Genomic DNA, 5,751 nt, shown 5'->3' with positions numbered 1-5,751 from the left:
GCTTCCGCCTCCACCCCCCGCCAGCACCGCGTCCTGCTCGTGCGCCGGCGTGCGCCCGTGCAGCGTCAGGACGTCCGCCGCCACCGCGCCCCGCAGCCGCCCCGCCACGCCCGCGATCTCCGCGGCGCCCGGCAGGAACACCAGCACGTCCCCGGACGCCTCCTCCGCCAGCGCCCGCCGCACCACCGCCGCCGCGTGGTCGAGCAGCGCCGGGTCGACCCGGGTGCCCAGCGCCGGCCGCACCCCGGCCGGCGGCGCCGCCCACCGCGCCGCCACCGGGAAAGCCACCCCCTCCGCCTCGACCACCGGAGCCTCCAGCAGCGCGGCCAGCGGACCCGTCTCGGCGGTCGCGGACGCCGCCACCACGGCCAGCTCCGGCCGCAGCGCGCCGCGCACCTCCTGGAGGAACGCCAGCGCCAAGTCCGCGTCCAGATGCCGCTCGTGCACCTCGTCCAGCAGCACCGCGTCCACCCCGGGCAGCTCCGGATCGCGCTGCAGCCGCCGCAGCAGCACCCCGGTGGTCACCACCTCCACCCGGCACCGCGGCCCCACCCGCCGCTCGCCGCGCACCGTGAACCCCACCGCGCCCTCGCCCGCCCGCTCGCCGAGCAGCCAGGCGATCCGCCGCGCCGCGGCCCGCGCCGCCACCCGCCGCGGCTCGGCGACCAGCACCCGCCGCGCGGGCGCGCCGTCGCCCAGCAGACCGGCCAGCGCCGGCGGCACCAGCGTCGTCTTCCCGGTGCCCGGCGGCGCCACCAGCACCGCGCCGCCCGCGGCGCCCGCCCCGAACAGCGCCGCGCGCAGCGCGGGAAGCGCCGACCGCACCGGCAGATCGATCCCGTCAGTCCGCGCTGTGCCCGCCATGCCCGCCAGTATCGGCGATGACCGGCCGGCGACCGAAGCGGGACGCTCCGTTTTCGAGTTCGTGCCCATCTGGTAAAGAACCGCTCCTGCCGCCTGGTTAACCCGCGGGTACCTGTCGTAACGTCAGGGGCTGTATTCCTGGGGGACGATGGATCGGGAGAGGCTCGTGCGGATACCGGCACGGCACCACGGCAAGCATGCCCGCACCGCGGCGGCGAACCTCCGCCGCAAGGCGCTCGGCCTGGGGGCGGCGTGCGTCGCCACCGCGGCCCTCGCCGGCTCCGGCGCGGGCTCCGGAATCGGACTGGGCGCCACCGCCCACGGCGGCGACAAGGGGCCCCAACCCAGCGGCCCCGCGCTGCCGTTCAACCCGTCCCTCCCGCCGAACGCCGCGGGAACCCCGAGCGCCACGCCGTCCAGCGGCTCCAACGGCACCCCGGCCACGCCGACCCTCGGCACCGGCCAGATCCCCTCCAACGTGCTCGCCGCCTACCAGCAGGCCGCCGAGGCGGTGGACCGCACCGACCCCGGCTGCCACATGAAGTGGCAGCTGCTCGCCGGCATCGGCAAGGTCGAGTCGGGCCACGCGCGCGACGGCAAGCTCGACACCAACGGCACCGCGCTCTCGCCGATCATCGGCCCGGCCCTCGACGGCCAGCACGGCTTCGCCCTGATCAAGGCGACCGACGGCGGCCGCTACACCGGCGACACCACCTACTCGCACGCCGTCGGCCCGTTCCAGTTCCTCCCCTCCACCTGGGCCAAGTGGGGCGTGGACGGCAACCACGACGGCATCTCCGACCCGGAGAACATCTTCGACGCCGCCACCTCGGCCGCCGACTACCTCTGCGCCGGCAGCAAGGACATGGCCACCACCGCGGGCATGGACGACGCGATCCTCAGCTACAACAACTCGTCCGCCTACCTGAAGACGGTCAAGGCCTGGTACCTCTACTACCTCACCGGCAACTACGCGGTGCAGCCGGTCACCGGCGGCGGCACCCCCGGCGGCGGCCTGGGCGGCCCCACCGGTGCCACCACCGGCGGCGGCACCCCGACCGCCACCGGCACCCCGGGCGGCGGCAGCACCTCCGGGAACGGGGGCAGCACCGGTGGCACCCCCGGCGGGGGCAGCACGGGCGGCGGCCACAGCTCCGGCGGCAGCCCCCGGCCGCGGCCCACCGTCACCTCCACCGGCGGAATCAAGCCGACGGTGAAGCCGACCGTCAGCACCAGCGCGTCCCCCAGCCCGACCTGCACCAGCCCCTCGCCCTCCGCGTCGCCGACGGGCAAGCCCTCGCCGTCCGCGGACGCGACCGCGGGCACGCCGAGCGCGGGCGCGGACCCCGGCGCGAGCGCCGGCGCGTCCTCCACCCCGAGCGGCAGCCCCTCGCCGTCACCCACCTGCACCTGAGCCGCGGGGGCCGGGCGGGCGTGCCGCGCACCACAGCGGAACCCGGCCGTCCGGCCCACCCGCCGCGCTACTGTGGCGATGGCGCGGCACCGGAGCCGCCGCCGGCGGGCGTCCCGGCGGGACGCCGCCCAGGCGCGGGTGCTTCAGCTCCGGGATTGTCTGATATGCCGCTCTCGTCTGAGGGCGCGCATTGACCGTGTTCAAGGGGGCCCGTATGCTACAAGTTGCGCTGCGGGCCTGCGCGCCTCGGACGGAGCAGGTCGCGCTCGCATCTGTCGTCGGACCCTCGGTCGGGCGGGGCAGTGTTGACGGAGCCGGATGCTTCCGGCTCTTCGGCTTGCCCGGTCCCTGATCCGTACTCGTGGTTCCCCGGCAGGGCGACTGGCCCTCCGCGTAGCAGTACCTACGACCACGTGTCCGTACCGGAGCCCTTTCCCACATGACGAGCAGCACCGACTCCACCGCCACCCCCCAGCAGGTTGCGGTCAACGACATCGGTTCCGAGGAAGCCTTCCTCGCCGCGATCGACGAGACGATCAAGTACTTCAACGACGGCGACATCGTCGACGGCGTCATCGTGAAGGTCGACCGGGACGAGGTCCTGCTCGACATCGGTTACAAGACCGAGGGCGTGATCCCCTCCCGCGAGCTGTCGATCAAGCACGACGTCGACCCCAACGAGGTCGTCGCCGTCGGCGACGAGATCGAGGCCCTGGTTCTCCAGAAGGAGGACAAGGAGGGCCGCCTGATCCTCTCGAAGAAGCGCGCTCAGTACGAGCGTGCCTGGGGCACCATCGAGAAGATCAAGGACGAGGACGGGATCGTCACCGGAACCGTCATCGAGGTCGTCAAGGGCGGCCTCATCCTCGACATCGGCCTGCGGGGCTTCCTGCCGGCCTCCCTGGTCGAGATGCGCCGCGTGCGCGACCTCCAGCCGTACGTCGGCAAGGAGCTCGAGGCCAAGATCATCGAGCTGGACAAGAACCGCAACAACGTGGTCCTGTCCCGCCGTGCCTGGCTCGAGCAGACCCAGTCCGAGGTGCGCCAGACCTTCCTCACCACCCTCCAGAAGGGTCAGGTGCGGTCCGGTGTGGTCTCCTCGATCGTCAACTTCGGCGCGTTCGTGGACCTCGGCGGTGTCGACGGTCTGGTGCACGTCTCGGAGCTGTCCTGGAAGCACATCGACCACCCCTCCGAGGTGGTCGAGGTCGGCCAGGAGGTCACGGTCGAGGTCCTGGACGTGGACATGGACCGCGAGCGGGTCTCCCTGTCGCTGAAGGCGACGCAGGAGGACCCGTGGCAGCAGTTCGCGCGCACGCACCAGATCGGCCAGGTCGTCCCCGGCAAGGTCACCAAGCTGGTGCCGTTCGGTGCGTTCGTCCGCGTGGACGAGGGCATCGAGGGCCTGGTCCACATCTCCGAGCTGGCCGAGCGCCACGTGGAGATCCCGGAGCAGGTCGTCCAGGTCAACGACGAGATCTTCGTCAAGGTCATCGACATCGACCTGGAGCGCCGCCGCATCTCGCTGTCGCTCAAGCAGGCCAACGAGGCCTTCGGCGCCGACCCGAACTCCGTGGAGTTCGACCCGACGCTGTACGGCATGGCCGCGTCCTACGACGACCAGGGCAACTACATCTACCCGGAGGGCTTCGACCCCGAGGCGAACGACTGGCTGCCCGGCTACGAGAAGCAGCGTGAGGAGTGGGAGCGTCAGTACGCCGACGCGCAGACCCGCTTCGAGGCGCACCAGGCCCAGGTCATCAAGGCCCGCGAGGCCGAGGCCGAGGCCGAGGCGAACGGCGGCACCGCCGCTCCGGCCGCCCCGGGTGCCGGGGCCGGCGCGGCTCCGTCGTCCTACTCGTCCTCGGGCGACGAGGGCAGCGGCGCGCTCGCCTCTGACGAGGCGCTCGCCGCCCTCCGCGAGAAGCTGGCCGGCGGCCAGTCCTGATCGCACTGAGGTAGCAGTCCCAGCCTGACCGAAGGGCCCGGCCCCCCACGGGGGACCGGGCCCTTCGCCGTGCCCGGACGCAGACGCCGTGCCCCGTCGCGCCGAGGACCGCGAAGCGGTCCGGGTGGGGCGCCGGGGCGAAGGGGCGGCGAACCGCGACCACCCCCTACCCGGCGGCCACCCCCTACCCGGCGGCCGACTCCAGGCCCTGGTCGGGAGCGGGCCCCGCCTTCGCGTACAACCCCTCGATCGCGTCCGCGAAACCCTGCTCCACTATCCGCCGCTTCACCTTCAACGACGGCGTCAGCATCCCGTTCTCCTCGGTGAAGTCCCCCTCCAGAATCACGAACTTCCGTATCGACTCCGCCCTGCTCACCGTCTCGTTCACCTCGTCCACCGCCCCCTGCACCTCGGCGCGCAGCGCCGGATGCTCGCGGAGCGGCCCCGCATATCGGTCCCCGCCCGGCATCTTCTCCACGAACGCCTCCGCCGCCTCCGCGTCCAGCGTGATGAGCGCGGCCACGAACGGGCGGTCGTTCCCCACCACCAGGCACTGGCTGATCAGCGGATGCACCCGCAGGCGGTCCTCCATCGGCGCCGGGCTGACGTTCTTGCCGCCGTTGGTGATGATGAGCTCCTTCTTGCGGCCGGTGACGTAGAGGTAGCCGTCCTGGTCGATGCGGCCCAGGTCGCCCGTGGAGAACCAGCCGTCGCTGAAGGTCCCTTCAGGATCGGCCGCCGGCTTCAGCCTGGCTTCAGGTTGCTCCCGGTAGCGTGCGAACACCATCCCGCCGCGGACCTCGATCTCGCCCTCGTCGGAGATGCGCACCCCGGCGCCGGGGATGGGCATGCCGACGCTGCCGGGCCGGGGCCGCAGCGGGGGGTTGACGGTGACGGCGGCGGTGGTCTCGGTGAGGCCGTAGCCCTCGTAGATGAGCACGCCGGCGCCGGCGAAGAAGAGCAGCAGATCGGGGGAGAGGGAGGAGCCGCCGCAGACCGCGAAGCGGATGTCGCCGCCGAGCGCCTTGCGGATGCGCCGGTAGACGAGGACGTCGTAGAGGGCGTGCGCGGCCCGGAGCTTGCGGTCCGGTCCGGGGCCGCCGGAGAGCGCGGAGAGGAGGGCCTGGCCGTAGCGGCGGGCGATGCCGGCGGCGCGGTCGAAGGAGGCCGCCCGGCCGATCGACTCGGCCTGCGCGCGGCCGGTGTGGAAGATCTTCTCGAAGAGGTAGGGGACGCCGAGCAGGAAGGTGGGGTGGAAACCGGCCAGGTCGGCGCGGAGCTCCTCGGGCTTGATGGAGGGGGCGTGGCCGAGCCGGATGCGCGCGCGGACGCAGGCCACCTCGACCATCCGGCCGAGGACATGGGCGAGGGGGAGGAAGAGCAGCGTGGAGGGCTGCTGCCGGGAGACCTTCTCGAAGACGGGGAGGAGCAGCTCGACGACGGTGTCGCACTCGGCGAGGAAGTTGGCGTGGGTGAGGGCGCAGCCCTTGGGCCGGCCGGTGGTGCCGGAGGTGTAGATGAGGGT

4 protein-coding genes are annotated in these 5,751 nt (G+C 73.0%); 2 read left to right on the top strand and 2 right to left on the bottom strand.

What is annotated here, in order from left to right; genetic code table 11:
• A partial coding sequence (locus BIV57_RS16550) for a DEAD/DEAH box helicase (RefSeq protein ID WP_336446623.1) occupies window positions 1–864 on the bottom strand: 864 nt, incomplete at its 3' end.
• A gap of 166 nt (window positions 865–1,030) precedes the next feature.
• Between BIV57_RS16550 and BIV57_RS16545 the strand changes: the two genes are divergently transcribed.
• Both BIV57_RS16545 and rpsA read left to right on the top strand, forming a co-directional pair.
• Entirely contained in the window at window positions 1,031–2,278 is a 1,248-nt protein-coding gene (locus tag BIV57_RS16545; RefSeq protein ID WP_245797733.1) for a lytic transglycosylase domain-containing protein, read from the top strand.
• A gap of 439 nt (window positions 2,279–2,717) precedes the next feature.
• Window positions 2,718–4,226 (top strand): 30S ribosomal protein S1, encoded by a 1,509-nt coding sequence (rpsA, locus tag BIV57_RS16540; protein WP_071657596.1) that lies wholly within the window; start codon window positions 2,718–2,720, stop codon window positions 4,224–4,226.
• 184 nt (window positions 4,227–4,410) lie between these two features.
• On the opposite strand, the gene BIV57_RS16535 is transcribed toward rpsA, so the two are convergent.
• Window positions 4,411–5,751, bottom strand: a 1,341-nt coding sequence (locus BIV57_RS16535; protein ID WP_071657595.1) for an AMP-dependent synthetase/ligase, incomplete at its 5' end; no start/stop codon positions are given.

It is taken from the genome of Mangrovactinospora gilvigrisea (assembly GCF_001879105.1).
In the GTDB taxonomy this organism is placed as follows: Bacteria; Actinomycetota; Actinomycetes; order Streptomycetales; family Streptomycetaceae; genus Mangrovactinospora; species Mangrovactinospora gilvigrisea.
The sequence above is the reverse complement of the archived record's forward strand: the minus strand, read 5'-3'. Positions and strand labels throughout refer to the sequence as shown.

What these genes read in the sequence shown, in the direction of transcription:
- rpsA (WP_071657596.1), top strand. Translation starts at nt 2,718, where the DNA reads ATGACGAGCAGCACCGACTCCACCGCCACCCCCCAGCAGGTTGCGGTC.